The sequence below is a fragment of the Bartonella sp. AA9NXGY genome (assembly GCF_042196845.1).
Lineage (GTDB): Bacteria > Pseudomonadota > Alphaproteobacteria > Rhizobiales > Rhizobiaceae > Bartonella.
Map to the genome: position 1 here is coordinate 60,114 of NZ_JBHIRB010000010.1, position 25,889 is coordinate 86,002.

23 protein-coding genes, 1 tRNA gene and 6 pseudogenes are annotated in these 25,889 nt (G+C 36.5%); 15 read left to right on the top strand and 15 right to left on the bottom strand.

The genetic code is table 11. The features are described 5' to 3' along the window. Positions 1-287 precede the first annotated feature (287 nt). The 3 genes from ACFIM6_RS06445 (at position 288) to ACFIM6_RS06455 (ending at position 2,837) form a co-directional block, all read left to right on the top strand. On the top strand, positions 288-572 hold the full coding sequence (locus ACFIM6_RS06445; RefSeq protein ID WP_375612147.1) for a hypothetical protein: 285 nt from the start codon (positions 288-290) through the stop codon (positions 570-572). Between the two features lie 1,581 nt (positions 573-2,153). Then, a complete protein-coding gene (locus ACFIM6_RS06450; protein WP_375612148.1) occupies positions 2,154-2,399 on the top strand; it encodes a hypothetical protein in 246 nt (81 codons plus the stop codon). Positions 2,400-2,612: 213 nt separating this feature from the next. Further along, on the top strand, positions 2,613-2,837 hold the full coding sequence (locus ACFIM6_RS06455) for a hypothetical protein (RefSeq protein WP_375612168.1): 225 nt from the start codon (positions 2,613-2,615) through the stop codon (positions 2,835-2,837). 529 nt (positions 2,838-3,366) lie between these two features. On the opposite strand, the gene ACFIM6_RS06460 is transcribed toward ACFIM6_RS06455, so the two are convergent. After that, positions 3,367-4,935: a TerC family protein gene (locus ACFIM6_RS06460; RefSeq protein ID WP_375612149.1), complete on the bottom strand. Its 1,569-nt coding sequence runs from the start codon at positions 4,933-4,935 to the stop codon at positions 3,367-3,369. Between the two features lie 436 nt (positions 4,936-5,371). Between ACFIM6_RS06460 and ACFIM6_RS06465 the strand changes: the two genes are divergently transcribed. Continuing rightward, a tRNA-Lys gene (locus ACFIM6_RS06465) sits at positions 5,372-5,447 on the top strand. Between the two features lie 1,122 nt (positions 5,448-6,569). On the opposite strand, the gene ACFIM6_RS06470 is transcribed toward ACFIM6_RS06465, so the two are convergent. From ACFIM6_RS06470 to ACFIM6_RS06485, 4 genes are all read right to left on the bottom strand, one after another. Continuing rightward, positions 6,570-7,523: a YbhN family protein gene (locus tag ACFIM6_RS06470; protein ID WP_375612150.1), complete on the bottom strand. Its 954-nt coding sequence runs from the start codon at positions 7,521-7,523 to the stop codon at positions 6,570-6,572. 15 nt (positions 7,524-7,538) lie between these two features. Then, on the bottom strand, positions 7,539-9,290 hold the full coding sequence (gene ybaL / locus ACFIM6_RS06475) for a YbaL family putative K(+) efflux transporter (protein ID WP_375612151.1): 1,752 nt from the start codon (positions 9,288-9,290) through the stop codon (positions 7,539-7,541). Between the two features lie 99 nt (positions 9,291-9,389). Further along, positions 9,390-11,903 (bottom strand): protein translocase subunit SecD, encoded by a 2,514-nt coding sequence (gene secD, locus ACFIM6_RS06480; protein ID WP_375612152.1) that lies wholly within the window; start codon positions 11,901-11,903, stop codon positions 9,390-9,392. A 91-nt stretch (positions 11,904-11,994) separates the two neighbouring features. After that, positions 11,995-12,372: a hypothetical protein gene (locus ACFIM6_RS06485; protein WP_375612153.1), complete on the bottom strand. Its 378-nt coding sequence runs from the start codon at positions 12,370-12,372 to the stop codon at positions 11,995-11,997. Positions 12,373-12,552: 180 nt separating this feature from the next. On the opposite strand from ACFIM6_RS06485, the gene ACFIM6_RS06490 reads away from it, so the two are divergent. The 6 genes and pseudogenes from ACFIM6_RS06490 (at position 12,553) to ACFIM6_RS06515 (ending at position 18,332) form a co-directional block, all read left to right on the top strand. After that, positions 12,553-14,928, top strand: a complete 2,376-nt coding sequence (locus ACFIM6_RS06490) for a mechanosensitive ion channel domain-containing protein (RefSeq protein WP_375612154.1) — start codon at positions 12,553-12,555, stop codon at positions 14,926-14,928. Beyond that, the gene (locus tag ACFIM6_RS06495; protein ID WP_375612155.1) at positions 14,922-15,194 is read left to right on the top strand and encodes a hypothetical protein; all 273 of its coding nucleotides are present in this window, start codon (positions 14,922-14,924) and stop codon (positions 15,192-15,194) included. Before ACFIM6_RS06490 ends, ACFIM6_RS06495 begins: the two co-directional genes overlap by 7 nt. Before the next feature lie 561 nt (positions 15,195-15,755). Continuing rightward, complete coding sequence (locus ACFIM6_RS06500) at positions 15,756-16,697, top strand: outer membrane protein (protein ID WP_375612156.1); 942 nt, start codon at positions 15,756-15,758, stop codon at positions 16,695-16,697. Positions 16,698-17,375: 678 nt separating this feature from the next. Continuing rightward, positions 17,376-17,564, top strand: a pseudogene (locus ACFIM6_RS06505) (hypothetical protein); the annotation flags it as partial. A gap of 23 nt (positions 17,565-17,587) precedes the next feature. Then, the gene (locus tag ACFIM6_RS06510; protein WP_375612157.1) at positions 17,588-17,905 is read left to right on the top strand and encodes a phage integrase central domain-containing protein; all 318 of its coding nucleotides are present in this window, start codon (positions 17,588-17,590) and stop codon (positions 17,903-17,905) included. Positions 17,906-18,020: 115 nt separating this feature from the next. Then, positions 18,021-18,332, top strand: coding sequence for a hypothetical protein (locus ACFIM6_RS06515; protein WP_375612158.1), 312 nt, complete (start codon positions 18,021-18,023; stop codon positions 18,330-18,332). A 166-nt stretch (positions 18,333-18,498) separates the two neighbouring features. Here the strand turns inward: ACFIM6_RS06515 and ACFIM6_RS06520 are convergent. The 4 genes and pseudogenes from ACFIM6_RS06520 to ACFIM6_RS06535 form a co-directional block, all read right to left on the bottom strand. Then, positions 18,499-18,719: pseudogene (locus tag ACFIM6_RS06520) on the bottom strand (hypothetical protein). Then, the gene (locus ACFIM6_RS06525; RefSeq protein ID WP_375612159.1) at positions 18,712-18,897 is read right to left on the bottom strand and encodes a hypothetical protein; all 186 of its coding nucleotides are present in this window, start codon (positions 18,895-18,897) and stop codon (positions 18,712-18,714) included. Before ACFIM6_RS06525 ends, ACFIM6_RS06520 begins: the two are co-directional and overlap by 8 nt. Further along, complete coding sequence (locus ACFIM6_RS06530) at positions 18,851-19,078, bottom strand: hypothetical protein (protein ID WP_375612160.1); 228 nt, start codon at positions 19,076-19,078, stop codon at positions 18,851-18,853. Before ACFIM6_RS06530 ends, ACFIM6_RS06525 begins: the two co-directional genes overlap by 47 nt. After that, a pseudogene (locus ACFIM6_RS06535) lies at positions 19,075-19,452 on the bottom strand (lysozyme); the annotation flags it as partial. The gene ACFIM6_RS06530 and the pseudogene ACFIM6_RS06535, both read right to left, overlap by 4 nt. Before the next feature lie 310 nt (positions 19,453-19,762). On the opposite strand from ACFIM6_RS06535, the gene ACFIM6_RS06540 reads away from it, so the two are divergent. Further along, a complete protein-coding gene (locus ACFIM6_RS06540) occupies positions 19,763-20,080 on the top strand; it encodes a type II toxin-antitoxin system HicB family antitoxin (protein ID WP_375612161.1) in 318 nt (105 codons plus the stop codon). A gap of 224 nt (positions 20,081-20,304) precedes the next feature. On the opposite strand, the gene ACFIM6_RS06545 is transcribed toward ACFIM6_RS06540, so the two are convergent. The 3 genes and pseudogenes from ACFIM6_RS06545 to ACFIM6_RS06555 all read right to left on the bottom strand — a co-directional run bounded on the left by ACFIM6_RS06545 (position 20,305) and on the right by ACFIM6_RS06555 (position 22,614). Next, the gene (locus ACFIM6_RS06545) at positions 20,305-20,547 is read right to left on the bottom strand and encodes a hypothetical protein (protein ID WP_375612169.1); all 243 of its coding nucleotides are present in this window, start codon (positions 20,545-20,547) and stop codon (positions 20,305-20,307) included. 52 nt (positions 20,548-20,599) lie between these two features. Then, positions 20,600-22,040 (bottom strand): annotated as a pseudogene (locus ACFIM6_RS06550) (phage terminase large subunit family protein); the annotation flags it as partial. Continuing rightward, entirely contained in the window at positions 22,033-22,614 is a 582-nt protein-coding gene (locus tag ACFIM6_RS06555; RefSeq protein ID WP_375612162.1) for a hypothetical protein, read from the bottom strand. The pseudogene ACFIM6_RS06550 and the gene ACFIM6_RS06555, both read right to left, overlap by 8 nt. Positions 22,615-22,698: 84 nt before the next feature. On the opposite strand from ACFIM6_RS06555, the gene ACFIM6_RS06560 reads away from it, so the two are divergent. The 4 genes from ACFIM6_RS06560 (at position 22,699) to ACFIM6_RS06575 (ending at position 23,877) form a co-directional block, all read left to right on the top strand. After that, positions 22,699-22,965, top strand: a complete 267-nt coding sequence (locus ACFIM6_RS06560; RefSeq protein WP_375612170.1) for a BrnT family toxin — start codon at positions 22,699-22,701, stop codon at positions 22,963-22,965. Further along, the gene (locus tag ACFIM6_RS06565) at positions 22,943-23,248 is read left to right on the top strand and encodes a BrnA antitoxin family protein (protein WP_375612163.1); all 306 of its coding nucleotides are present in this window, start codon (positions 22,943-22,945) and stop codon (positions 23,246-23,248) included. The genes ACFIM6_RS06560 and ACFIM6_RS06565 overlap by 23 nt, the downstream gene beginning before the upstream one ends. A gap of 97 nt (positions 23,249-23,345) precedes the next feature. Further along, the gene (locus ACFIM6_RS06570; protein WP_375612164.1) at positions 23,346-23,609 is read left to right on the top strand and encodes a type II toxin-antitoxin system RelB/DinJ family antitoxin; all 264 of its coding nucleotides are present in this window, start codon (positions 23,346-23,348) and stop codon (positions 23,607-23,609) included. Beyond that, entirely contained in the window at positions 23,596-23,877 is a 282-nt protein-coding gene (locus ACFIM6_RS06575) for a type II toxin-antitoxin system YafQ family toxin (RefSeq protein ID WP_375612165.1), read from the top strand. Before ACFIM6_RS06570 ends, ACFIM6_RS06575 begins: the two co-directional genes overlap by 14 nt. A 46-nt stretch (positions 23,878-23,923) precedes the next feature. Here ACFIM6_RS06575 and ACFIM6_RS06580 read toward each other — a convergent pair. The 3 genes and pseudogenes from ACFIM6_RS06580 to ACFIM6_RS06590 all read right to left on the bottom strand — a co-directional run. Then, positions 23,924-24,454 (bottom strand): annotated as a pseudogene (locus ACFIM6_RS06580) (antA/AntB antirepressor family protein). Positions 24,455-25,038: 584 nt separating this feature from the next. Further along, positions 25,039-25,616: pseudogene (locus tag ACFIM6_RS06585) on the bottom strand (hypothetical protein). A gap of 3 nt (positions 25,617-25,619) precedes the next feature. After that, the coding region (locus tag ACFIM6_RS06590; protein WP_375612166.1) for a hypothetical protein at positions 25,620-25,889 on the bottom strand (270 nt) is incomplete at its 5' end.

The window sequence follows — 25,889 nt, forward strand, 5'->3', positions numbered from 1 at the left end:
TGCTTTAAACGATTTTGGTGATGTAAAAAAAGGCGATCTAGATGCTTTTATTGAAAATGAAAGCAATCTCTCTTATGATGGTAATTGCTGGGTTGCTGATAATGTCTGTGTTGTAAAATCTGGTTGTGTTTATGAAAATATAAGGGGCTATGGCAATGCTGCCATTGGTGGCTATGTGTATGGCAATACCCTTATATGTGATAAAACCCATGTGTATTTTGGTGTTCATGTTTATGACAATGCTCATCTTTCTTATAACGTTTGAGTTTATCATTAAGCGCGGGTTTATGGAAATGCAAAATTATCCGGTAGTGCACGTATTCATAGCAATGCCGCAGTTTATGATCATGCGGTTGTTAGGCAAGGTTTACGGCAATGCTAGCGTGGGGTGTCATACTAAGGTCTACGGCTCTGTTTATGGCAATGCCAAGATCTCCGATTATATCGTGATTAGAGGTAATGTATATGGCAATGCAAGAATAAAAAGACATAGCGATTTATATTCGGTTCCCATAAATTGTGAGGTTTATGAAAGCAATAACGTTATCAAGATTGATAAACAGAATAAATGACAGATGTAGGGGCGCTTTTTTGATGGTTATAAACGCATCATAAAAGAAAGCTGTGCCATTGATATGACGCTGCTTGTAAATAGAGGTGCTACAGATCATACAAAAGAAATCAATAATGAATGCATGTATACAAAACGTATCATATTGCAAACGCTCTATTCTATTGATTAAAACTGATCAAAAGGAACGTAAATGACAGATATGATCTTTAATCACTCATTTGAATTACAGAACCTATAAACACTTTATGTATGGCTATAAAGCGTATTAAGAATAACGCTCGCATTTTTGAAGTGGTCATTTGACACAAAGTACATTATCAAAATGTCTCAATGCTTGGTAGGTTCATATCAAGACTCTCAAGAGAAAATGCGTATTAAGTGAATATTTGTAACAAAACCCGTTGTTTACATTTACGAACATTGGTTTTTAAAAGTAGCTTTTCATAAGATAATAAACAACCGCTTTTTATAAAATCTAAGGCTTTTAAACTGTTATAAATCTAGGTTTCAAACGTATTTATAGAGATATCATTTTATGTCTCTAAACGTTTAAACGTTCATTTAGTGAGGTTCTCATAAGCGTATTTTCACTTTGCATTTAAACTTAATTTCTCTGCAAATAAGCCGGTCCATATTTGGGCTGGCAAAATTAATCAGCCCAAATTTGAGCTCGTTAACTTTAGAGTAGAGCAGTCTTTAATATTGTCGCTTTTGACTCAAAATTGAGTAAAACACCATGCCTTTGTAATATGATTGCAATCCTTTTGAAATTTATCTACTTATCTTTATTTTAATAAGTATACTCAAATTTGAGGGGACTTCATTTGGTTTCGTATTTTTAAACTGTAACTTTTAAAACGTTTTTTGCTTGTTTGCCTGCGTTATATTATTAAAAATCTTTTGATTTCTACGACATAACATTATCAATTTCATTACCTGTTGTGATGATAATATCTATATAATGTCTGCTTATTATTGACTAACTTTTTAGTAAGCGGCGCTTTAAAATCGACTTGTCTTTAAATCCTTTTATGTGCCCTTAATGAATTAAAACCTATTTTATGATAGTTTCAAATGATTATTTCTTTTAAGGTTTAGCTCAAAAAAAGAGTAAACCCCATACCATTCTTTAAACGCATGCAATTTATGTTATCGATAATTTCAAACGATTACGTTTTTAATAATGCGATTTGTGTGTGATAAAAACGTATCATAAAATTTATGAACTGTTATGAATGATAGCTGTGTTCACTTCATTTGAATGTTTACATGCGTTTTATGGTCTATCCATACATGGTAATTGTTTATGAAAAATGGTTAATTAAATCACGTATAAAAGTGTAGATTTTAAATGGGATTCATATAGAATAATTGCACACAACCTATTGACTTTATTATATTTTTTTAGGGGGTAAGATTCCATCTTGTTTAGACGTTGCAAAAGAAATCACCAAAGACCTTATTGATAAGATTCTTCTCTTACACGGCGTTATCACTTTTGTTTGCAAAAATCTGCTTTGCTTTTGACTTTTGATATGGATACAACCTCTTTTGAGGTAGAGCAAAGAATTTTTTAATCATGGAGAGTGCAACAGTGTTCTTCAAAAATCTTGATTGGTCTGTTGAAAAAATTAAAGAGTTAGATAATTATTCAGCATGTTATCAACTCCCAGATTGTGAAGTACAAATTCTTTATAATGACGCAATTATCAAAGATTATTCGCAATTTGATGTTGGAGTTTCGATTAGTACTGGTATTTTAGCTGCTGCCTGTATGGTAATTGATCCCTATCAATTCTCAGCACTTACAAGATCTACAACTTGATTTTGATAAAAAGGGGTTGAGAGTTTGTGAAGAAGGAATATATGCAGATTGGTTGGAATTAAGCTTGATTATGTCTTGAAATAGGCGATAGAAAAAATTGATCTTCATAAATGCTTTTATTCCAGATATGGAGCACCACCTTGGCGATAGAGTGAAGTTGGAGGCACATAAAGGTTATTCAAGGTATATGATGCAGATTATAGCTTACTTCATATTGGTGCACTGGCTTTATTGGGTGATGTTGCAACCTTACAATCTTATTATCAAAGTTTCGGTGCAGAGGATCATTTAGGCTTTGATGAAAATACCCAACAGCTTCATTTTGAACGTGCATTGGCTTTAGTCAAAGAAGTAGTCAAATCTAAGCAACACAGCTACGCTTTCATTGCAAAAGTAGTAAAAAATATGAACCATCTGGAAGAAAAACAAAGTTCTTAATAAGAGCTTTCCAGAGAGGTGGAGTTTCATTCTTGGAAGGAAAAAAATAGCTAAATTTATCGAAACAAAAGCTAAGGAATAGCTCCTTAAGAAATATCAAGAAGATCTAAAAAGATTATAGGAGCCAGAGTCTGGTTTAAAGATGCCATCATCAGTTGAGTGAACTCAACAATGGTGGAGTTTTATCCATTGGCGGAAATCTGATGTTTGAAAGAGGCTTTCTTGATGTGAAGGTAATATTGTAATAAATAATTATTATAAATCAATATGTTGTATATATTCATTGTTTTGAGGTTAATGACCATTGACAAATAATTTTGCACCATTTTCTTTCTTCCAGCTTTTCGTCAATCATCAATGAAAATTTTTTATAATGGAAAGTTCATTGATAATATAACTTTTGTATGTCATTACTTTACGCTTAAAAAAAATATAAAAATAATGAAATGCAATTGAGTTATCAACTGCTTATTCGTTTCAATTTTTAATCATAAAAAAATCTTTTTATTCATTTTGCTTATAAAAAGAATTAGCTTTTTTCTGGTGATACAAGTGGAGAAATAAGGATTTTAGATATGTTTCGGCGTTCCATTTCAATCACTTTAAAGTGTAAACCATCAGTTTCAAAGCTTTCTCCCTCATTTGGTAAATGACCAAACTGCCAAAGCATAAAGCCTGCCAGAGTCGTATAACGATCTGCTTCATCCACAAGGTTACGCCCAAGATAACCACTTAAACGGCGGATATCAGCATATCCCTCAACAAGAAGACTGCCATTTTCAAGTTGTTCTGCGATCATGAGTTCTTCATCGTCATCAGGAAAGTCTCCTGCAATAGCTTCAAGAATATCGGTTGGTGTTGCAATTCCTTCAAAAGATCCATGCTCATCAACAATAATTGCAAGCTGAATCGAAGAATGACGTAATTGCTCCATCAATCGTAAAACACTTGTATTTTCATGAACAACGAGGGGTTCTCGCATAGCTTTTTTCCAATTAATCTTTTTCCCCTCAGCCAAATTCAAAAGAAGATCTTTTGTCAACGCAACGCCAACAAATTCATCCACTTTTTCACGCGCAAGAATTAAGCGGCTATGTTTAACCTTTTGTAATTCTTCACGCATTTCATTTTCATCAGCATTTAAATCTAACCACTCAATCTCATTACGCGGCGACATGATAGAGCGAACAGGGCGATCAGCTAAATCGAGAACACCACGAATCATCTCCTTTTCTTCTGGTCTAAACAACTCAGAAGCTGCGGCCTGTTCAGCAATAACATCTACAGTCTCAGCAAGGTGACTATCTTTGCTTCCTCCTCCTAAGAGCCTCAAAACAGCATCAGCTGTTCTACTGCGTAGATCATTCGTTTTAATCATTTTTTCACGGTTACGACGTCCAATTTGATTAAAAGCTTCGATGAGAACAGAAAAACCAATAGCAGCATACAAATACCCTTTTGGAATATGAAAACCAAATCCTTCAACAATGAGAGTAAAACCAATCATCATCAAAAAACCAAGACAAAGGATTACAATAGTGGGATGACGATTAATAAAACGCATAAGAGCACCAGATCCGCACATCATTACTCCCATAGCAGCTATGACTGCGATATACATAACTGCTGCCTGCTCTTTTGCAATCATACCTGTTGCGGTAATAATACTGTCTAGTGAAAAAACGGCATCCAGCACCACGACTTGGACGATTACTTGCCAAAAAACAGCATAACCAACACCTGTTTTTCTTTCATGTGATACTCCTTCTAACCTTTCATGTAATTCTAGCGTTCCCTTTGCGAGCAAAAAGGCTCCACCACCGATTAAAATAAAGCTATGCCAACTAAATACAAAAGATGAAAGTGAAAGAATGACCCTATCGAGTCTCATAACCCATCCAATAACGGTAAGAAGGAAAAGCCGCATAATTAATGCTAAAGTAAGACCTATAAAGCGTGCGCGGTCACGCAAATGCAGTGGCAATTTTTCAGCTAAAATTGCAATAAAGATAAGGTTATCTATTCCTAAAACAATTTCGAGAAAAACCAGCGTGATCAAACCAAACCACGCATGGGGATCAGTGATCCATTCCATCATTCATTACCTTTTAGAAGCTTAAAAGCGCGCGATTGACAAAAAAAATTCATAGGCTTTTATTCGTATATTGGATCATGAACATTGAATGTAAAAAACTTATATTCAAAGAAAAAAACAGCACAATATTGCTTGAATGCATGTGATTGTTGATAAAACAAAACGATGCCCCATCCCGCTTACAACCACAAGAAGGTTCCTCTAATTTTCGCTCGGGCATTATGCTCGATAATCCTCTAACTATAGGTTCTGTATAACAATCAGAACATTTATTTATAAAGCCTCTTATAATGGGTTTATTTTTATATAAGATCAAGTGGTGAATATCATATTTTTAACCTTACAGACAATGAGTTTATATAACAAACAACAAAATATCTGGACATCTATCCTTAGGAGCGTTATAGAAACGCTCATTCTCGTCTTTTGAGAAGCTTATGGGTGATTAGCTCAGTCGGTAGAGCAGCTGACTCTTAATCAGCGGGTCGTGGGTTCGATCCCCTCATCACCCACCATTTTATTTTATACCGTAAATAACTTATTGATTGCGTAATTTTTTTTAAGGTACGAGTTGCTAAATAAAATTGGGCAGTAGGATTTCCCCATATCTGTTTGTTTAAAAGTGAAGATTGTTGATATAGCTTAGTCATCGGGTTTTGTACTTTTTAGGGGATTCAAAAAACTTCCAAAGGACATTTAAAGATCTTTTAATGCGTATTGTTTCTTTTTTTTAAGTTGCAATTGGTAAGGAGAAGCTTCTTACCGACAATTGTGTTATTTAAAGGGGTATAAAAATCAACAGTTTTCACTTCTTTTAATATAAATTGATTAAAATTTTTTTGGATTTTTAACATATTGTTTAACGACAGAAGAAACTTTACACTTTAGTTGTGTCAGCAGCGTGGATATTTTTTGATAACTCTCCCGCTTAAACAAAAAACTTCTGTAATAATCATCAGTATTCCAAGAGGGTAAATCAAGATAAAATAAAGTAGTTAGCTGGACATACAAATTAGTTAGCTTGACATACAAGTAATAAAATTAGATCAGTTTAATTGTTTAAAATTAGTACCTGTTAAACGAAAGACAATAGGCTTTAATGAGGCTTAAAGTTTTAAAATATTAAGCTGCGTGGTTACGCTATGCTGTCTTTCCATTAGCTTAACCTCTAAAAATATAAATATTAAGAAAGCCGCTCGAACTCATTATAATATATTGATTTATAAAGAATTGATTATTATTTGTTAGATAAAAAACTTTACTATCATAAACTTCTTTTGTTTCAATCCCTCTTATAATGAATTAATTAAAATCATTCATTTGTGCATCATAAATGGGATTAACGTGTGGATAAAGACTATTGAAGAAAGGCATAAAAATAATTCTCATTAATGTTCTTAAGTGCTAAAAGTTATCATAACATTGGAAAAATAGTATAATGGCGCAGGCTTGCTCTTTTATTAAGTATAAAGATAATGGTGCAACAATAGCTTTACTATTATACCATTCACGGGTATTGTTGTGTAATGGGGAAGAGCACTGAGAGAGTTTTCTTAAAAAAGATATGTAAATTGGTAACACGATGGTGTTCTGTTCTTATATAGGCACACAAAAAGAAGTAATTGATAGCCTTTTATTTATTCAGGTGGTGTTTTGGGGGCTCTTTTCCAATATTGTTGCGCCTCAAAAATGACGACCACAAATAATGAAAGGATGAGCGGTATAATCAAATAAAACATTCTAAAAACAATAAGTGCTGCAATAACATCGGTTGGATTTATATTGGGCATGCCTGTTATGAAGAGAGCTTCAAGAACTCCTACTCCTCCTGCTGGAGCATTAGAGAGAAGAGTTATCGTAAAAGACGCTAGGAAAACACCAAGAACAGATATAAAATGAATATCTGCGTTATGTGGGAGAACAGCATATATAATTCCTGCTGCTCCTAAAAGCTCTAGAGGGCTAATGAGAAGCTGTTGAATAACAATTTTCAGCTGTGGATAGGAGAGTTGAATTTTTTTGCCCAAGCGTAAGGGTTTTAACTGAAGCCAGCTGCCAAACGTATAAAGTGCTATACAGCTGAGTAAAATTGCTCCAGCCGTTGTTCCGAGCCATTCAGGAAGTTCTTTATGAATGAGGGTGATAATTTCGGGTTGCAGCACCAAAACGATTCCCAAAAGTAAGATTGTGCCGATTACAAAAGTAAAAGAGCAAAAACCTACTAATATTGCGATTTCTGTTCCGTTTAATCCTTTCATTTTATAGGCGCGATAGCGTACAACGGCACCAGAAAAAACTGAAGCACCGATATTGTGTGAAAGAGCGTAGGTTGTAAATGAACATATAGCGATAAAAATCCAAGAAATTTTATGGCCTAGATGTTGCAAGGCAATTCGATCATATCCAGCAAGAGCAGCATAAGCTAGGAGAGAACATAAACAGGCTAATAACCAGTGCTGTGCATTTAAATTGCTCAAGCGCTCCAATACATCCCCAAATGAAATGACAGAGAGCTTCATGTAAAGAATTCGAATAGATACCAGCATTGCTAAGATACCAATCAATGGCCATATAAATTGCTTTATTTTCACGATTCTGTATCCATTTTATGTTTTCTGTAAATTTTCATGATTGAGCATATTCCTTACAGATCTTCGTTCTGTTATATACTCTATAATGCCATTGGCAATTTCTTCATCATCTGTTACTACAACATCAGCACCTAAATCAATGAGATATGTTGTTTCTGTGTCGGATAATGCATGTGTGATTATCTGGATATCTTTCTTTATATCACGGATATTCACGATACATTCTCCTACTTCAATGGTACTTCGCATTGTAATAACAACTTTATGTGCATTATTTATATTTGCTGCGTTCATTATTTCTTGTTGAATGATATTGCCGCAAATAGCCTCAAAGCCATCTGCAATCGCTTTATCAGAGAGGCGTTTTGATTCTTCTACGATCACTATAGGTTCACCTCTATTTATTAAAGATAATGCAACACACTTACCGATACGACTATAGCCAATAATTACGATATGGTTGTTTTTTAAGGTCATCGGTAAAAAATCTTGGTCAGGATCTTGTGGATCAATATCAATAATTGTTTGGGTATTTTGTGAAGATGCAGAATTTTTTTCTAGACGTTTTTTAATTTTATTACAGGCAATGAAAACAAGAGGATTGAGCAAAATAGAAAAAATTGCTCCTCCAAGAATTAAATCATGAGCGTCATTGTTTAAAAGTCCTAAGCTTAAACTTAAACCAGCAAGGATAAAGGAAAATTCTCCGATTTGGGCAAGGCTTGCAGAAATAGTCAAAGCTGTCGCATTAGAATAGCGAAAAGCTTTAACGATGAAAAAGGCAACAGCAGATTTTCCGATTACGATAATGAATAAGGTTGCTAAGAGAGGGAAAAAATGAGTTAAGAGTTTCTCGGGGTCAAATAACATGCCTACAGAAACAAAAAAGAGAACAGAAAAAGCATCGCGCAGTGGTAAAGATTCTTCCGCGGCACGGTGGCTTAATTCTGATTCGCTCATGACCATACCAGCAAAAAAAGCACCAAGAGAAAGAGAAACACCAAATAAATGAGCGGCTCCGAAAGCTACTCCTAATGCAATAGCAAAGACGCTAAGACGAAATAATTCACGTGATCCCGATTGTGCGCTCATTTTTAAAAGCCATGGGATAACGCGTCGCCCAATGACGAGCATAAGTGCAATAAATACAATTACTTTTAGGATAGTGAGACCAAAAATACCCCAAATACTTAAATCCAACCATTGAACAAGAGGATCCAACGCTTCTTTTTTGGTATTGCTGAGGGCACTTGCCAAGGAAGGGATGAGGACAAGTATAAGGACCATTGCTAAATCCTCAATAATCAACCATCCAACGGCAATGCGTCCTTTTTCCGTTTCAATAAGATGACGCTCTTGCAAAGCACGTAGCAGGATAACGGTACTTGCTATGGATAAAGCAAGACCGAAGATCAAACTACCACTAAAGCCCCATCCCATAATCAGACCAAGGCACAAACCTAGAAAAGTAGAAAATGCCATTTGTGCAATAGCAGCGGGGACAGCAATAGCTTTGACAGATAAAAGGTCTTTTAATGAAAAGTGGAGCCCAACACCAAACATCAGCAAAATAATACCAATTTCAGCAAGTTGATTAATGATGACAGAATCTATTTTAAATCCGCCTGTATTGGGTCCCACAATAACACCAGCTAACAAATAGCCTACAAGGGGTGAAATACGTAAACGGCTAGCAATCATTCCCAAGAGAAATGCTAAACATAAGCCTGCAACAATAGTTGTGATAAGTGGTGTGTCGTGGAGCATGGATTATTTACTATTCTTGATCAAAAAGCGAATGAATGAAAACGACTATATTTCTATGAGAAGAGAGGCGAGATGTACCATACGCATTAAAGGGTATTTTTATTTCACTTTGATATTTGCACGATTATTTCGCTCACGCCACCAATTTCCTAGCAGGAGTAAAATAGGAGCAGCAATAAAGATAGAGGATGATGTTGCAATAATAATCCCAAAGACCATGGGTAATGCAAAATTATGAACAGCACTTCCACCCCATATCGCCATGGGGAGCATCGCAAGAATTGTTGTGGCTGATGTAAAAAAACAACGTACAAGAACCTGATTAATTGACAGATCAATCAGCTCGCGCAACGGCATTTTTTTATAAAGACGCATATTCTCGCGCATCCTATCATAGACGACAACTTTATCATTTATAGAATATCCAACAATTGTTAAGAGTGCAGCGATAGCCGTTAAATTAAAATCAAATTGAAACAAAGCAAAAAAGCCAATCATTTTTGTGGTGTCTAGAATGAGAGTGATAATTGCTCCAATGGCAAAGAACCACTCGAAGCGTAACCATATATAGAGAGACATGGCAATAGCTGCAAGAATAACAGCAGTAAAAGCAGCTGTGGCAAGCTCGCCTGAAATTTTTGGACCAACAACTTCTATTTGATCGAATGTGGTATCGGGATAGATATTTTGTACAGCTGTTTTGACCTTATCAATGGCGGTGGTTTGTTGTGCTTCGCCACCGCTTTGTTTCTGCATGCGAATTAATACGGTATTTTCGTTATCAATATTTTGCAAGGTAACTTCACCAATATTAAGAGTAGAAAGCTTGGAACGCAGAGTTGCTAGATCTGCTGGTCCTTTCGTGGTAATACTCATTTGGCTTCCGCCAATGAAATCAATACCAAAATTCAATCCAGGCTTTAAAAAGAGAAAAACTGAAGCTATTGATAAAACAATTGAGACGCCAATACCAATGAAACGTGCTTTCATAAAGTGGAAAGTTGTGTTTTGTGGCATGATGTTGAAAGCAGAATGAATATGCAGTTTTTTAATTTTCCATTTACGAACGATCCAAATCATGATGATGCGCACAATGGTGATATTTGTAAACATGGAGATGATAATACCAAGCAACATTGTTACAGCAAAACCACGAACTGGGCCTGTGCCAAACCAAAATAGTAAAACAGTGGCTATAATGGCTGTAACATTTGCATCAACAATGGTTGCAAAAGCTTGTTTAAATCCACGATCTAGAGCTGCAAAAGCACTCACGCCTTTTCGACTTTCTTCGCGAATACGTTCATTGATGAGAATATTGGCATCAACGGCTATACCGATGCCTAAGATAATACCAGCAATACCGGGCAGCGTAAGCGTAGCTCCAAGGAGACTTAGTGCAGCAAATGTTAAAATCGTATGGAGGGCTAGTGCTATATTCGCAATGAGCCCCCAAATGCGGTAGAGAAGAAAAATAAAAATTGCAACGAGAATAAAGCCAATTATGCCCGTATAAAGTCCCATTTGGATGGCATCAGCGCCAAGATTTGGACCTACGGTTCTTTCTTCAATGACGGTGAGTGGTGCGGGGAGGGACCCAGCGCGGAGCAAAGCAGCCAGAGTTGAGGCTTCTTTGGGGTCAAAGTTTCCTGTAATTTGACCTTGTCCATTGGGAATAACACTATTGATGGTAGGAGCGGTTAAAACCTTATTATCAAGAACAATGGCAAAAGGACGGTTAATATTTTGTCGTGTTATATCGGCAAATATTTTTGCACCAGCCGAATCTAGAGTAAATGAAATCATAGAACGTCCTGGCAATTGTGGATCAAAACCAGCACGGGCATCTTTCAGGACATTTCCATCTAAAGCAATTTGATCATAAATTGCATAGCGTTGCGTTTCATCAGTATATCCAGGAAGAATTGAAACACCTATCGGTGGATTATTGGGATCCACATTAGAAGGAACAAGATGAAAACTCATTTTGGCAGTTGTTCCTAAAAGATCACGTAATTGTTTTGGATCTTGTAAACCAGGCAATTGGACCATAATACGGTCATTTCCGACCTTTTGGATGGCTGGTTCTGAAACACCAACTTGATCTATACGGCGCCGGATGATTTCTAAGCTTTGTTCAATAGCATTGCTTATACGATCTTTTATACCAGCTTCCGTTAATGTGATACGAAACATTTCATTTTGAGCACTGATCGTGATGTTATGTTCTGTCGTGCCAAAGCTACTGTGTATGGGGATTATTAATGTTTTCAAAGCAGAGAGTGCTTTTTCAGTTTGTGAGGGATCAGAAATAAGCGCGACAACGCTATCTTCAACAATACGCACATTTGATGTACGGATTTGTTTTTCACGCAATACATTGCGCACATTGCTTAAAACGATGTGTAATTGATCGCGTTTTAACGTTTTGCTATCAACCTCGAGCAGAAGAGAAGAGCCTCCTTGAAGATCAAGACCAAGTGCCACACGGGTATTGGGTAAAAATTTCGAGTTGTTAACTTGTTCGTGTGAAAATAAATTGGGTAAGGCAACATAAATGCTGCTTAAAAGGATAAAGCAATAAAGGGTAGTTAACCAACCAGGTGTACGCATGATATATTCCGTAAATAGGCAATCTAACAGTTATTCAAAGTTAAAAGCACAAGTAAAATAAGATGATCGTTTTTATATTCAAGGAAGAGAATTAAGTGTGTTCATTGGGAGGAGCGCGTTTATTTGAGAAATGTTGTGTTTTAACGTTACGAAATCGTGTGTCAACAGCAGGAATCTTTATTAAAAAGAAATCCAATGTTAGGATTTTTTGAAAGGTCCTGATAAAAATAGATTCTGTATGGAGTGTTACAAGTTTTTTGTTTTCAGTTGTGGTAACATTCACATGGTCACACTTATGATGTAAATCAAATCTATTCGTTTTAATGACATTATTGGTGTGTGATTGTTTGATTAAATAAGCACGTGTTTCTAGGTTGCTCGTCAAGAATACACCTAAACTGGATAGAAAAATCCAGGTTGTCAAAGGAAGAAAATCTTCTTTTTTGCAATAAAGGTGCAAAAAAAACATGCTAGAGTGCCTTCTTTAATCTTATTGAGTTCAGCTTATTTATCATTCTTTTATCTTATTACCAGTATTATAGGATAAGGGAAAGCTTTTATAAGATTATTCTATAAAAGTTGAAAATATCTACTTTATACCATATTTAAAAGAGAAAAATAAAATCCCTTTTGTGCTCATAAGGTAGATATGTATTCATTTTGTAGAAAAAACATCCACATACTTTTCCTTCTTTTGGGGATTATCTTTGTATTTAATTCTGGTGCATGGGGTAATAGGGGGGCACAAAATACAATTGTCGAACAAACGATAGCTTCTTATTCAGTTGATGAAATTATTCAGCAACAACAGTTGATTATTGAGACTCTTGAAGAAAATACTGAAACTTTAAAAAGAGATTTTGACAGAAAGCCAGAAGATGAGCATGCTTTAGAAGAATTACGGTTACGTGCACAAGATATCAGTGAACGTGCTATTGAGGCAGCATTTGTTTTGCGTCCTCCTCTTAATGAGATTAATACACTTCTTGATCAATTAATGGAGCTCCATCGTGACGTGAAAAAACTGAAAAGCTCAGTGAAGGAATATTCCTACTTGATAGAGCAAAAAGCTAAAATTAACAGTATCATGCTTCGTTTTGAAGCAATTTTCTTAGCGGCAAATAGAATAGCTGAACTTTCTATTTCTCAATCTCGGGAGCTTTTTAAACGCGCGCTTACGTATAGGCTTGAGTTTTCGATTCCGATGGTTAAACATCTCGCCCAAAAAACAAAAGAGGCTTCATCAGATTTTCTTGTGTTGTTAAATTCTTGGTGGAATTTTATATTTTACTTCAAGTTTTTACAACTATTTCTTTGCTTTTTAATTCCACTTTTTATTACTTTGGGACTTTCGTATTTTTCTCAAAAAGTTCTTGTTCATGTGTATTGCCACTTTACGAAGTCTAATGAGGAAATATCTTATTTACAACGCTTATTGATCGCCTTTATTTCAGTTCTCTTACCTTCACTTATCTGTATTTTTTGCGTTTACCTTGTGTTGTTTTTGTTTCGTAGTTTTAACTTAGATCCAGGTAAGCTTACAACAGTTTTTGATATGATAGGTTGTCAAATTATTTTATTATTTTTAATCAATCGATTAGCTGTTGTTCTTCTATCATCGAATCGGCCCCATGTGCGTCTTCTCAGTATTGCACCATCGTCTGCTTATCAATTAGTGATTTTACTCACTTCTTTAGGGGGTATTTTGGCATTTGACGCTGTTCTTGATAGTATTTATCAAATCATTTCAGCGCCTCTATCTTTGACAATTGCTAAAAGTTTTATTGCTGTTTTTCTTGTAGCGATATTGCTATTTATAATATCATTTGTACCTTTGCGGTTTAGACGTAGGCGTGTTCAAGAAGAAAAAAAAGAGCCATACTTTTGGCCATTTTATATACGCATTCCTCTTATTGGCTTGGGGTTACTGCTCTTTGTATTGAATTTTTTAGGTTACGTTGGACTTGCGCGTTTTATTACGCAGCAAATTATGATTGATGGAGCATTTTTAGTTCTCATGTATTTAGGAATACAAAGCGCTCAAGCACTTGGAACTAAAGACCAATTTATGAAAACAACGGTTGGTCATCTTTTGATGCAGAGGTTTCATTTAGAAGAAAAAACGATGAATCAATTGGGAGTTTTTGTGAGCGTTTTTCTCAATTTATTTGTTGTTATATTTTGTGCAATGCCAATTGCTGTCCAGTTTGGATTTTCCTATTCTGATTTAAAAGCAGTTTTGTGGCAATCGGTGACCGGTTTTCAGATTGGAAATATTAGTCTTTCTTTGATTTCTCTTGTAACAGGAATTATTTCTTTTTGTGTTTGCTGGTTTCTTATTCGCCGATTTATTGGTTGGTTAGATAATGTGGTGTTGGTTCATGGAGAGTTCGATTCTGGTATACGTAATTCTATCAAAACAGTGATAAGTTATGGAGGCGTTGTTGTATCTGCTTTGACCGGATTATCAATGGCAGGTTTGGATCTTAGAAATTTCGCTCTTATTGCTGGAGGACTTTCACTTGGTATAGGTTTTGGTTTACAGAATATTGTCCAAAACTTTGTCTCTGGACTTATTATTTTAGTTGGAAGACCATTTAAAATAGGGGACTATATAGAATCTGGATCAGTAGGGGGTGTTGTTAAGCGTATTAGTGTGCGTGCAACGGAACTTGAGACAATTCAGCGTAAGACGATTATTATTCCCAATTCAAGCCTTATTAATAACAACGTTAGTAATTGGACACGACATAATAAAGTAGGACGAATTGATATACCAGTTACTGTATCATCTAAGGTTGCTCCAGAGCATGTTGCTAAAATTTTGTTAGAGATTGCTTCTGCGACAGAAGGCGTTTTAAAAAATCCTATCCCACAGGTAAGTTTTACAGCATTTGATCGTAAGAGTTTTTCCTTTAATTTGGCTATTTATGTGCCTAATATTACCTCATCTTCTCATGTAACCAATGCTCTTCGATTTAGCCTATATAAGCGTTTTTCTGAGGAAGGAATCTTAGAATGCTGAAATATACTTATATTTTGATTACAGTTATTCTATTAAGTATTTTTACCATAACAGCTTTTGCTGCAACAGTGAAGAATACTGATTTAAAGATACAATCTCTTATTGTTGTTGAAGGAAGTATACCTTCAAAAATTTCTTTAAATACTCATCAAACAATTACAATTTGTATGAAGGGATGTTTTATAACTTTTCCTAATAAAGACCGTTTTGCAATAAAGGCAGATGATAATATAGAAATCAGTAGGGGAAGAGCAATTTTTAAATAAAATGATTGAGAATTTTTGTTTTGGGACAAGATTTAGAAGGATAATGATATTGTGTGTAATTAATAATCTCATCCTTTAGAAAATGGTAAAAAAAAGTATGATTTTAGTATAAAATGGATGTTTTTTTATACTATGTAGAATCTACAGTATGCATTTTGGATGTAAGAATATTGAGGTATTTATAGTATTGTTAATGAACATCGATTTTCTAAAAATAATTACATCATTTTTAGAATTTTTTCATGAAAAAAGGCATAAAATATACTATTTTGTGATTTTTTTTGCGGTAATTTTAATACAAAATGTTTTATATTTCCTCCTTTTGACAAGATAATAGGTATTTTTATTAAATATTTATTATTTGAAGTAATCATTATTATAACATTTTAAAATTTATTTGATAATATTAAATTTTGATGTAATGATATATTAATATAGTAATAGATTTAAATGTAATTATAAAGGAGTACATGCGATTTTGCGGCATAAGATTTTATAAAACTTTGTTTTTCTAAATGTGATTTTTGATTATATTTAAATTTAGCAATGGGGTATAATTTTATGAATACAAAATTTATAACAGCATCTGTTTTTTCTTTGATTTCACCTTCTATAGTACAGGCTGCAGATGTGGTGGCTCACGAAGAGCCAGTACATGTTGCCTCAGAAGTTGTTGCTTCTTCACCTTTTTCTTGGGCAGGTTTTTATTTCGGGGGGCAAGTTGGTGGCTTTTCAAGTAAGATTTCTGCAACAGTGCCTGATGTTAATATTCCTCTCTATCCTGATGAGGGGAGTAAAAGTAAACCATGGATACCTGTCGAGAAACAGAAAATGCCCGATCTTTCTGGGTTTATAGGTGGTTTTTATGCGGGTGTTAATTTTGATCTCGGTAATAATTTTATTATGGGGATTGATACGGATATCATTTTAACGGAAAAAAAGGATACAAAAACAAGATTTCATGCAGATGAATCGAGTGCTGGTGGAACTGAAGGATCCAGCACTAAAGGATCGGGCACTGAAGGATCGGGTAGTGATACTGAGGAATTAGATACAGAAGAAAAAAGTCGAAAAAAGGCAAAAATTGTCAGGAGACAGGGCAGAGGCTTTTCTCGCTCTTCTGCAGAGGATAAAGAAGAGAAAGACAGTTTAACGTTTAATCATACGTTAAAACAAAAATGGACAGGTGCTACACGGGTGCGTGTTGGGTTTTCTGCAGGGCGTGTGATGCCTTATATTGCTGGTGGTGTTGCTTATGGACAGTTTCAGGATATTTTGTCGACAGTAATTACGGGAGGTGAGCCATTTAATAGGACATCGGATGTAACAAAAACGATGATTGGTTATACTCTCGGTGGTGGTGTTGATTTTGCAATGACAGATCATCTTATTGTGCGTGCGGAATATCGTTACTCAGATTTTGGTAAAAGGAAATTCAAAGACGAGATTGAAGTTAAGTATAAGACGAATGATTTTCGCGCAGGAATAGCTTACAAATTCTAATTTTGTAGGATAAAGGAGCTTAAATTTAAGAGGTCCTATTTCTTTGATAGGGCCTTTATTTTTTAATTTTATGCATTGTAAACACTATTTTATGGTGAAAAAAGGGGGGCTTTGACTTTGAGTGAGAATGAGGAGGTAAGGAAGAGTTACTCAGATTCTTAATTGTTAAGAATAAAAAATTTTTAGTTCACGAGGTGTGGTTGAAACATTTGTTGGCAAAGAAGGATTGCTTCGTCTTTCATATTATTACAGTTATCACTTTATAATACCGTTATAGAGTTGCAAACAGTAAACTTAAAGAGAGTTTTTACTATCTAAGTAATGAGAAAATAAAGAAAATTCACATAGAGTGGTGCGGACGGCGTGCACGTTTGTGCAACAATTTTTTCTTCCCTTAGAACTCTCTACAATATCACCTGATAGCACAGTTTATCTTTTTTCTATTTAATAACTAATTGTTTTTATTTTATTTATTAAATTGCCTTTTATATATAATCTTGGTACCAGATGAAAGTGCTCCAAGTGCAATTCAAAAGGTGGTTTTTAAAAGGTGGTTCGGAAGAACGTGATAGACTGTCTATCTTATCTGTAAAAAATCTATCTAAAGGAAAATATGCTGACAGAGCTGGTTTATGGCTTGTCAAAACTACACCAGATCAAGGATGATGGGTTTTTAGGTTTGACCTCAATAAAAGACGACGAGAAATGGGATTAGGCTCTTGTCGCAATTTATCTTTAAAAGAAGCACTGTTCAAAGCTTTAGCTTGTCGTGATCTTTTAGATCAAAGAATAGACCCGATTCGCCGAAAACAAAAAGAAAATTTGCGTCGGGCAGGGGGGTATTTCTTTACGAGAAATTGCCTCTAGTGCTTTTGAAGCCAAAAAACGAATTGAAAAATGAAGGAAAAGCAGCAAGCTGGTTAACACCTCTTGAGTTACATGTTTTTTCTAAACTTGATGATACGCCAATCATTGAACTGACGCAAATTGATATAAAAGGATGCATTTTTCCTATTTGGAAGACAAAAAACGAAACAGCAAGTAAAGCTCTATCCCGCTTGAATATAGCTATAAAACATGCGGTGGCACTTGGTATAGATGTGGATATGCAATTAAAAGCAAAAGCTTTATTAGAAAAGTTTATTCAAAATACCCAAAATATTCCAGCTATGCCATGGAAAGAAATGCCTAAGTTTTTTCAATCTTAAAATGATGAGCTTGTATCACATCTAGCTTTAAAACTTCTTATTTTGACGGTTTTTTTATACCAATCAGGCATATTCAGAGATTTATGGATCAATATGGATTATCCCAAAAGAAAATATGAAGAGAATTGTTGGAAAGGTTTCTGATTTTCATGTGCCGCTTACAGCTGAAGCGCTTGCTGTTATTGAAAAAGCAAAAAATGGTTTTTTATTTGTTGAGAGTTTTGGAAAGCCCATATCTGATGTAGCACTTTCTAAATTCATGAAAAACAAAGGTTTTAATTATAGACTTCATGGTTTCAGATCGATTCTGCGGGACTGTATAGCAGAGACAACGTCAACACCATTTGAAATTGCAGAATCTGTTCTTGCGTATTCAGTTGGGAATTCAGTGACAAAGGCTTACATGCGGACGGATTTTTTAGAATAGCGCCGTGTTCTCTCAGAACAATGGGCGTCTTTTATATCTGGAGAGGCTTGATAATTGTTATGTCTATTGTCGCGTCAGGTGTCTAAGAAACATTTAAGCGATTAGCGGATAGATTACGATATAATCTCTCTTTCCTCGCTTTAAAAGCGGGAAGGGGGTAAAGCTTTCAGTTTTTGGTTAGCCACTGTTTTATAATGTGCAAAGATATTGTCTATCGCATCCATAAGGCGTGCAAAATCAAGGATAAGCAAAAAAAAGAAAAAATGCTATCCACTTCATCAAACGAGACATCATTTTCACACTTTGATAGGTGATGATCATTTCTTGAAGTATTTCTTTTTCTGATTCTGTAAGCTCTGTGTGTTTTTTGGATTTTTTTCTAGCCATGTTTCCACCCACACACGCGTTCACCTAGATTATTGTGCTTTAAAATTTCTCTTGCTAAGTTTGAACTGATGGTGTTCAGATCTTTCCGGCTTAAATAAATTGGCAACCAGCCAATACAAGAAGAAGCATATTTATTTGTCGCGCAACCAGTCAGAGAGAGCAGTACGCACATCAGCATCACTTTTTTGATTAACTTCACTTTCCACCTCCAGACGTGTTGTGGCTGCTTTTAAAGCTTTTTCTGTTTGCTTTTGTTGCTCTGCTTTTTTCCCAAGATTAAAAGCTCTTGCTAAAATCATAAAAAAAGCAGCTAAAGCCGCGCCTATTAACAGCAGATTTCTTTTCATCCATAAGATCATAGGCGGTGTTCCTGAAAACGTTTGGCAACAAAGAAAATACCAACACATGCGGCTAAAACCATAATGGTTGCCAAAGCCCATTGGATTGGTCCATTTCCTGCTAACAAACCACCAAGCCCAGAAAAAGAACCAATAATCGGTGCAAGGGCTTCGGCTTTGAAAACCCCCGTTGGTGCTTGCGTTTCTACTGTTTGATAATTGGAGGAAACATAAGCCCCTTTTGCCCATAAGCCTGTTTCTGCCGCACGCCGGTGTGCTAAACCTTCAAGACGCTTTCCGCCTGCTTTGGTCCATTTCTGTAGCTCGGCAGGGACAGCTTCATATTCACCTTGATTGAGCTTTTTTAACAGTGTCGAGTTACAAAAGGCTCTTGTTAGTTGACGCTATTTCTAAAAATGATTGATTAGGATTAATAATGATACTATTATTGGTTATAAACAATAAAGTTGAAAAAATAATCAGCTTGATGAAAGCATCACCAAAGAACATCAAGTTTTCAGATTTGTTGGCTGTGTGTGTGTGTGTACATTTTTTTTGGAGAACCGCGGAACAATGGTAAAAGCCGCTTTGTTTTTAAAACCCCGTGGCTTGGTGACCCCCGTATGAATATTCAAAAAGATTCTGGTAACAAAGCAAAAGCTTATCAAGTCAGACAAGTCTTACAAGCGATAGAAAGGATGAAACATGAACAATAATCATTATACATATCGTGTTTTGTGGTCGCAAGAAGATGAGGAATATGTTGGATTGTGTGCAGAATTCCCATCCCTTTCATGGTTAGATGCTCAAGCAGAGAAAGCTTTAAAAGGTATTATGGACCTTGTTTCAGAAGTTGTTGAGGACATGCAACATAATGGAGAAGAAGTTCCTCTGCTTTTGTCTCATGGTAAATATAGTGGCAAGTTTCAATTAAGAATACCACCAGAACTCCATAGAAAACTTTCAATACAAGCCGCTGAAAATGGTGTTAGTTTAAACAGATACATTTCTTCTAAGCTTTGAATCTTTTAAAAATCTATACGTACTAAAAGAAAATTAATTCTTATGAAAACCTCTAAATTAAACAAATACCCGTTTTCAAGACGGATGAAGAAGCAGAAAACTTTGTTGATACTGCAACCTTACTGATTATGACTTAACTGATTTTAAATCTGTTCATTTTGAATTCTTACCTAAAGAAGCCTCTTGATCTTCTCCCCACCTTTAAAGATGGGGAAGGGAGGTACTTAAGCAACCTTTTTAATGGGGTTTTCTAGATCTGGTTCGTAAGCTCGCAATAAAGGCAACATAACTGTAGGAAACTCTGAATCGCCAAAATCTGTAAGAGCTGCCAAAATCTTTGTAATATTAGGCACTTCATCTTGAAGTTTAAAAACTAAAGCTTTTTCCACCATGCCCATAATCTCAATTATGGCAGTGCAATCCTCATCTCCAATGCTGTGATGATTGGAAAACTGAAACAATGCTATTCATAAATCGCACAAAAAATCGATACTGGTATTCATTGCACACCCCCAAAGATTTTCTTTGCCATACTGCACGCCATCTCGCTTGCCCCTTAATGCCCCCAGATACGCCGCTCCTCACGGGGGCGCACGTAATTATAAACCGCCTGTGTATGTCCACCACCGGTATCAATACAAGCAGCTGTTATCCTAATCCCCTCTTTATAGCCTGGATGTGGCCAACGTTTTGCAAGATATTCATCCAATTGGTCCCACACTTCAAAAGAAGAGGGATCACCAAGGATCACTTGATAATCAATATGCCAACTTTCTTCACTACGCCCCCATCCCACCACTTCAAGTTCCAAGCGGTCATTTTGCACATCAATACCAGCTGTCAACACGACGGATTGTTCTGGTGCCAATGGATAATCTTCGCGTTTTGCATAGAGGCTATCAGGATCAATAACTTCGCCTGTTCTGTCCTCCCATGGCTCTCCAAGAACTGTATTAATAAAAACTTGCAAAAGAGCAGGGTCTTCTTTGGCATTTAAAAACTCTCTTGCACATTCCCCCCATGTAAGCCAAGGAGAATAGAGTGCCGAAATATGATAAGAACGCAAATTGGGTCTGCTTGACTCACTGGTTGGGACCCAGCATGCGCCTCTTTCTTCACACATGAGATCTGTTTTTCGGTGCTCGGCATGTTCATGACCACAATGCGCACAAACAAAAACAGCTTTTTCGGGAGCCCCTTTCGGCCATTTGATTTGTGACCAAACAATCGGCTGGAGTGTACCACATGCATCACAAGGCACGTTGTAATATCGCTGGTCTCCTAGTACAAAATCTTTGGCAATACGGCTTGTGTCACGGTGGGTGGGTGTGGACAATTTAAAGATCTTTCGTTGTACAAAGGTTGATGTGCGCTTTTCCGCAATCATCACTGGATCACCTTCGTTATCGACACTGAGAGGATAACCATCCACTTCATCCAAAATCAGATAACGAATAGGCATGGAACGCAAACCAGCAGCACTGTTTGCCCCTGTAAGCATCAGTGCACCACCATCAAACTCTTTCGAAAACATGGTATTCCCGCTGTCGCGTGCCCGCGCTGGGGCAATGCGTTCGCTTAAAGCAGGGCTTGCCATAATCATAGGATCAAGCCGCGTCTTTGAAAGCTTTTTGGCTGTCTCAACCGTTGGCATCACATAAAGGGCAGGTCCTGGACTATAATGAATAGCATAACCGCAGAAATTTAATCCTGCCTCTGACATGCCAACCTGCGCCCCTTTCATGACAATAGTTGTTTCAATCGGTTTGTGAGAGGAAAGATTATCCATGATTTCGCGCAAATAGGGGGTCCGCTTTGTTCTCCACAATCCAGATTCAGCACTTGCTACGGTGCTAAGGTATCTATTCTTATCCGCCCATTGCGAAACCGTATACGGTGGGTCCGGTTGTCTTGCATTATTGGCATGGGCGAAAAATTCTTCGACTGCATTGTCATCCATTATTCGTTTCTTGCAAGTTCTCTAACTCTGGAGAATGAGGATCATGAAAAGGCACTGGAATATTAACCGCCTCAAGCAAAGCGGTTCTCATAGTGTAATCAATAGCACCAATAAGGCTGGCCGCATCACATCCAACTTGTGCAGCAATGCTTGCACCAAAACGATGAGGAAAATTCAACATAGCATCACGGTGCGTTCTTCCAAACTCACGAGCTGCCTTTTTCATTTCTTCTCGATCAACAGTGGTTTCGCGCAATCGTTCAAGTGCAATCTTTTCGCTTTCAAGGGCAACTTGCATTCGCTCCAGTTTTATCTTGTATTCATTGGCTCCATCTGTAGAGGCTTGTTTGATCTTTGTCCGCGGTTGACCATCAGGCGCTAAAAATGGAGCAGGGCGCTTTGTTGGATTCTCATTCCAGATGGCTGTTGCAACGGCTTCATTGACAGAACCATCTTCAAAAAGAGCCTTATCAAATTTACCTGTCTTTATCCGAGAAACCACCGCATTATGTGAAACACCCATCTTCTTCGCAAACGCACGAACCGATAAACCCTTACGCGTTTTCTTATTCATAGTTGCTCCATTTTGAATGGTATATACGAATTATTGTACACTTTAATTGTTGACAAGGTTTTATTTTTCGTGTACATAAAATATATGAAGATAGTGTGGGATGAACCAAAAAGAGCTTTAAACATTGATAAACATAAGCTTGATTTTGCTGATGTTATTTACTTTGACTGGGAACATGCTCTTATTGATGCAACACATTCAAACCGCATGAAGGCTATTGGACATTTTGCTGATGGCACAACAGTTATTGTTTTTGCAAAGCTTGGCAATGAAGCGATATCCATTATCAGTTTTCGTCAAGCGAATAAAAAAGAAAGAGAGGTTTTCAATGATTATCAAAAAAAACTTTGAAACAGGATGTGGCTACACAAAAGAAGATTGGGACGCTGTGGATTCCCCACCATTGACAGATGAAGAACTTGCACGCTTAAAGCCAGCTAAAGATGTTTTACCAGCCTCCTTTTTTAAATATGTAACAGAAGAACGCCGTAAACGTGGGCGTCCACCGGTTGAATCTCCCAAACAAGCGGTTACTCTACGCCTTGACCCAAATGTTATTGCCTCTTTTAAAAAACAAGGAAAAGACTGGCGAACACGTATGGGTGAAGTCTTAAAAAAAGCAAGTGGTTGTTAAGCCAAACGATCTCGCCACTCTAAAAAATGTGCTTTACAGTTGAAATTAAACTTCAATTGTATTACATTGAAGTACAATTACAAGAGGAGAGCTCATTATGGCTGCCAGTCGCATGGTTCAAGCGCGTGTACCAGAAGAAATTCAAAATATCGCTAGTCAAGTTATTCAAGCTTCAGGTTTATCAGTAAGTGATGTTGTGAGAGTGTTGATGACGCGTATTGCACAAGATAAAGCTATTCCGTCCTTCTTGTTTCAACCTAATGCAGAAACTATAGCGGCTTTTGCAGAACTAGAGGAAGGTAACTTAAAAAAGTTTCATTCCGTAGACGAATTATTTGATGATCTCTATGCGGACGATTGAACGTACCACTATCTTCAAATGTGATTTCAAGCGTGAAATGAAAGGACGGTATCGGCATCTTTTAGATACTGATTTGCGCCAAATCATTGCAGCATTAGCAAATGATCAACCCTTAGAACCTCGATATCATGATCATGCATTGACTGGGAATTGGAGCAATTATCGAGATTGCCATATTCGACCTTACCTAGTGTTGATTTATCGCTTGATTGGTCAAGATCGATTGATTTTAGCGCGTCTGGGCTCCCATTCAAAACTTGATCTTTAAACCACCTCCCCATTTTGAGAACGGGGAGGGGAGATGTGTTTTAAATCTAAGCAGCTTTTACGACAGATCTTGCTAAAACGCGCTTAGCTTCTTTTGTAACTGATTTGTAATGATCAAGTTCTTTTTCGATTTCATCTATTTTCAAAAGATAACCAAAGATGATACCCATGATTTTAGGATAATTTGTCAAAACATATTGGCGAAGATAGTTAAAATCATCAAAGCGTGTATCATTATCATAATCAACAGCTTGGTTTCTCAGTTTCTTTTCACATTCAATAAAGTAACGGCGTGCTTGACGTCCTTTCTCATTGCGTTCAACCATGGAAAGTTCTTTCGCCATGTCTAAGGTGAGGTGATATTCTTTGCTGATAACATTTTAACGTTTCCCAATTTTGGGAAGCGTTAAAATATAGTCTTTTCCCTCTTCAAATTCATACTGATTAATACGGTTCGTAATCCAAATAGCAAAACGTTTACCTATTGCCAAAAATGTATGTAATTCAGGTGCATTCACTGTCTGAACGATATCACCATCAATCGTAGTTTGATGTAAGTCAATTAAATATTGTGCCATGATTTGGCTCCTATGTGCTTAAAGGTTTTCTATTGACACTCTAAAAGATGCCGGGTGCTAGAAAACACGGCACATAGCCCGTCGTTATGCTTTCCCCAAGGGTATTGTATAGCATAACTACACCCGACAAAGTTATTATATGCGCCTAACATACAATGAGTCAAAGTCTTTAATGTGCGGAAGACTGATTATTTCGGCAACCAATCCGCTATGTGTTTAAGGTGTTTTCTAGGCACCTGATTCGAAAATACCTATTACTATAGAATTGTCCAGCAACAAAAATTACTTTTTGCTAAGAAAACGTTTCACATACTGTACAGTGTACATATTGAAATTGTTATTTATCAATGAGTTAAGTGTACAATGTACAGTCAATTTGAAAATTCTGTCGCTAGCGATAGTTCGCGCTCGCCTGCCCCGCAACGAAGCCAATCCGCTGGGAAATACCTTTTGAATTGATTTTATTGATTTTTTTATGAAAAAACAAAGCATAAATGATGATCTTTTTTTAAATTACAATAAGAATATGTAATGCTTAAACTCATAAGGATATGTAAGATATAGATAAAGCTTGAGAACATGATCTAGCCTTTCTTGTTGGCAGCATATTCTTGACGTTTAAGTTGTCTCTGTATGTTTTCAGTTAATCTTTCATTGGCATATTGTGCAATAGCACTTGCAATCTCTGGCTTGGACATCACTTTAGCAATTGAAGGTCCTTCTTGTTTTGCAATGGGGAATTGATCTCCATCCGCTCTTTGAAACACATTCCCTCCCATTTTCAATTCAACACGCTTTGGAAAACTGCCTCCCTTGATAAAACCATGGGGTAAGATTTCTTTCTTTCCAAACAGTGTGTAAGTTACGCCGCGTTTTGTTTCGTTTACTTAAAAAAATTTAAGAGGTATCGGTGTTACAGAACCAATGATATCTGTCTCGAGAAACCTTGCTGTCGCCTTTTCTTTAATATAAACGCCTTTTTTGACACGCTTTGATTGGACAGATGTAACATCGGCAATTTGTTTTTCTGCAAAGCGTTCGACTGTTTTGCTGCGGTGTTTAGAGCATTACGCACAGCCCAATTAAGGCGTGGTGCTTGAAGACTGGTGAAGGCATCCTTCACCTGTTGAAGATACCATTTTGGGTAGATGATTAACTTCAACATCTAAGCCTTTTTGGGGGTAGGTGTTAATGACTTGGAAACTTTAGAAGCTTTTGGTTTTTCGGGTGGAATTTCTTCGGCTGCTGATTCAGTTGATGTTTGTGTGGCTTCTTGTTCTATTTGCTTAATTTGTTCAACTGTCTTTTCAGGTTTTGCTGTTGTTTTGACTCCAATAAAAGGTTTTACAGCATTGGCGCGCTTGAGACGTGCGTAGACTTGATTGGAAACTTCAACAAATGGATTATTGGGTGTTGATGGTTCAAAGCGAACAGT